The sequence below is a fragment of the Streptomyces sp. NPDC004721 genome (assembly GCF_053601495.1).
The window spans coordinates 1-3,373 of the sequence record NZ_JBSGBZ010000139.1 but is presented as its reverse complement, the minus strand read 5'-3'; the positions used below and the strand labels follow the sequence as shown (position 1 = coordinate 3,373).

The following is a 3,373-nucleotide window of genomic DNA, read 5'->3' as shown; positions in this document are numbered from 1 at the left end:
TTACTGGAACCGCTCACCGACACATTCAGGTTGTACCGGTCACTCCACTGCTGACCCGCCGACAACGTCGCGGTGCACCCACCGGTGCCACCACCACCGCCACCACCACCGCCGGAGCCGCCTCCGTCGGGGGCCACGGCGCGGCCGGTCTGCGGGGAGATCATGCCGGAGCACAGGCCCTTGGAGGCCAGTGTCTGCGCGATGCGCGGGATCGCGGCGAGCGTGTTGGCCGGCCACTCGTGCATGAGGATGATCTGGCCGTTGCCGAGCCGGGAGACGGCCTGCACGATCGCGTCGGTGCTCGCACCGTTCCAGTCCTGCGAGTCGACGTCCCAGATGATCTCGGTCAGGCCGTACTTGGCCTCGACCGACTTCAGCGTCGAGTTGGTCTCGCCGTAGGGCGGCCGGAACAGCTTCGGCGTGCCACCGCCCGCGGCGGCGATGGCCTGCTGGGTCCGGGAGAGTTCCGAGTCGATCTGCGACTGGCTCTGCTGGATCAGGTGCGGGTGGGTGTAGCTGTGGTTGCCGACCCACATGCCGGCGTCGACCTGGGCCCGTACCTGAGCCGGGTAGGAGGCCGCGAACTGGCCCTCGTTGAACATCGTGGCCCGCAGCCCGTTCTGCTTCAGCGCGTTGAGCAGGGCCGGGGTGCGGTCGTTGGACGGGCCGTCGTCGAAGGTGAGTCCGACGTACCCGTTGCAGGTGGCCGCGTACGACGGAGCGGCGTCGACGGTGAGGGATCCCGCCACGGCCAGTGCCGTGACGGCCAGTCCCGCGACCAGGGACCGCAGTGACGCAAGTGGTCTGGTTCTCATGCGGCTTGGGACCTTTCTGAAGGGGTCTTCGGTGTCGGCCGGATCAGCTCGCGCTGCAGGAGACCGTCGGCCAGGTCCAGGTGCCGTTGGTCTGTATGGTCACGCCCCAGTTGTTGCCGCTGCCGTTGGGCTTGGCCACCAGCACCTGCGAACTCGGATAACTCGCGCTGATGTTCCAGGTCGCGGTGATCTTCTCCGGCGACGGAACGTTCATCGTCACCGTCCAGTTACTGGAACCGCTCACCGACACATTCAGGTTGTACCGGTCACTCCACTGCTGACCCGCCGACAACGTCGCGGTGCACCCACCGGTGCCACCACCGCCGCCACCGCCGCCACCACCGCCGGAGCCGGAGTCGCCCACGGTGATGTTGGAGTTGCCGCTGCTCTGGTAGCCCTCAGTCGCCATGATCATGTAGTTGTAGGCGCCCATGTTCATGCCGTTGCGGGCCCAGGCGTCGAAGTGGTTGCCGGTGGTGATGGTGCCGCCCGTCCGCTTCGACTGCCGGACGCTCCAGTACTGGTTGAAGGTCTTGGTGCCCTCGATGGAGGGGGCGTTGACCCGGGTCGTCTGGTAGATGTCGTACGTGCCGCCGTCCGTGGTGACCGTGCCCTTGTACGTTCCCGTGGGCCGGTAGGTGCCCCAGTTGTCGACGACGTAGTACTCGACGAGCGGGTTGGTCGTCCACCCGTAGAGGGCGAGGTAGGCGTTGCCGGACGGGTTGAAGCTGCCGGAGTAGTTCACGCTCCTGCGTCCGCCGGTGCTCCAGCCCTTGCCGGCGACGAAGTTCCCGGTGTTGCTCCATGAGGTGCTGTAGTTGCCGCCGGACCCCATGCTCATGGAGACGGTGCCCGGGCTGTCGGTCCAGAACGAGTAGTAGTACCCGTTGTTGGTGCCGGTCTGGTTCGAGGTGATGACCGTGTCGGCGCTGGCGGTGCCCGGCAGTGTCATCGCGGCCATGACAACCAGGGCGGCGGCGCAGACACTCCTGATGAACCACGTGAAGCGACCGCGTCTGCGGCCGTTCGCCTGGACGAGCGTGTTCATGTCCGTGCTTCCTCCTCGTGAAGGTGGTGGGGGGCGGGCAGCACGACAGGACCTCGCGGAACGGCCGGCTGCCAGGAGGTGACGCAGCGGTGAGAAGTGTTGAGCCGGGCCCGTCGGGTGTCAACAGTTTCGGTCGGAATTTCGAAACGTTCGCTCCGGCCAGGAGGCTCAAGATGGCATGTTCTGCCTAGTCATAGGCGTAGTCGCCGGAGCGGTCCAGGCGCGCCCGGCGAGGCGCCAGACCTCTAGATCAACTTCAAAGCCGACACCTTCGAAAGTTTCGAGAGCGGCCTGCTCGCTATGGCCCGTCCCGTTCCTCAGGCGCACTCGCCGGCAGATGGCAGGCCGTCAGATGCCGGGCCGCACCGGTCGCGCCGACTCCGCCGACCAGGATCGCGCCCCCGCGCTCCGGGCCGCCCGGGGCGGCCTCCAGGACCCTGGCCCGTACGGCGCCGGACCCGATCTCCACCAGCACGGTGCGCGTCCTGCCGGGGTCGGGGAGGGTGATCTCCAGTGAGGTGTCCGGTTCGGTCCGGGCCACGGCGGCGCACCACACCGCGACCGTGGCCGGGTCCCAGCCGCCGGGCACCTCGACGGGCACGGTGCCGGCCGGGCCCCGCAGCGACAGCCCGCCCGCCGGCCGCGCACCGCGCTCGGCGGCCGCCCGCCACAGCGTGTCCAGGTCCGCCGCGTGCACGGTCCGGCCGACCCGGTCTCCGAGCAGGTATCACGCGGACAGCCAGGCCCGGACCCGCAGTCCCGATCCGGGCCCAGAAGCCGTTCAGTCCGCGCCGCGCGGGCGGCCAGGACCGAACGGCCGGGCGGGGCCAGGACGTCCTCCCAGCGCGGTACGGGGGCGACCTCCGCCGGGACCCCGAACCGGCCGAGGGGCAGCTCGGCCTGCTTGGCCTGCCTCCAGTCCTCGCTGATCCCCTCCACCAGCGGGGTGAACACCGGGCCCGGAGCGATCGCGTTGACCAGCACCCCGTGCGGGGCGACCTCCCGGGCGAGGGCCTTGGTCAGTCCGATGACGCCGGCCTTGGCCGCCGAGTAGTGCACCAGGCCCTCGCCCCCCTTCATGCCCAGCTGGCTGCACGTCGTGCGGTCCCGCTTCGACGTGCCCGGCGGCCGGGCGGCGGCCGAGCGGCTGCTGGCCCTGCGGCCGCGGCCCACCGCCGTCTTCGCGGTCAACGACTTCGCGGCGATCGGCGTGATGGCGGCGGTCCGGGACGCGGGCCTCACGGTGGGCCGGGACGTGGCGATCGTGGGCTACAACGACGTCCCGCTGGCGGCTGCCCTGCCGGTGTCCCTGACCTCCGTGAGCTCCCCGATGTACCGGATGGGGGAAGTGGCGGCGACGACGCTGGTCAACATGCTGAACGGCAAGCCTGGCCGCTCCCGGCGGCTGCGCCCCGCCCTAGACGAGTCATTCCGAATGCTGACGGTGCGTTTGGGAACGCGGACAGGGCGTCCAAGATCGATCTGTGACGAATGACCTGGACGCCCTGCT

The 3,373-nt window shown here is 69.6% G+C and carries 4 protein-coding genes and 1 pseudogene; 1 reads left to right on the top strand and 4 read right to left on the bottom strand.

Features of this window, described 5'->3' with window-relative positions; genetic code table 11:
• From ACWEK3_RS42175 to ACWEK3_RS42160, 4 genes and pseudogenes are all read right to left on the bottom strand, one after another.
• A partial coding sequence (locus tag ACWEK3_RS42175; RefSeq protein WP_453252248.1) for a polysaccharide deacetylase family protein occupies window positions 1-815 on the bottom strand: 815 nt, incomplete at its 3' end.
• 43 nt (window positions 816-858) lie between these two features.
• Window positions 859-1,863, bottom strand: coding sequence for a glycoside hydrolase family 11 protein (locus tag ACWEK3_RS42170; protein WP_453252247.1), 1,005 nt, complete (start codon window positions 1,861-1,863; stop codon window positions 859-861).
• 298 nt (window positions 1,864-2,161) lie between these two features.
• Window positions 2,162-2,560 carry a hypothetical protein gene (locus ACWEK3_RS42165; protein ID WP_450547169.1) on the bottom strand — a complete coding sequence of 133 codons (399 nt, stop codon included), beginning with the start codon at window positions 2,558-2,560 and terminating at the stop codon, window positions 2,162-2,164.
• A gap of 215 nt (window positions 2,561-2,775) precedes the next feature.
• A pseudogene (locus ACWEK3_RS42160) lies at window positions 2,776-2,943 on the bottom strand (SDR family NAD(P)-dependent oxidoreductase); the annotation flags it as partial.
• On the opposite strand from ACWEK3_RS42160, the gene ACWEK3_RS42155 reads away from it, so the two are divergent.
• The gene (locus ACWEK3_RS42155; RefSeq protein WP_453252246.1) at window positions 2,942-3,358 is read left to right on the top strand and encodes a substrate-binding domain-containing protein; all 417 of its coding nucleotides are present in this window, start codon (window positions 2,942-2,944) and stop codon (window positions 3,356-3,358) included. The pseudogene ACWEK3_RS42160 and the gene ACWEK3_RS42155 sit on opposite strands and share 2 nt — an antisense overlap.
• Window positions 3,359-3,373: the final 15 nt, after the last annotated feature.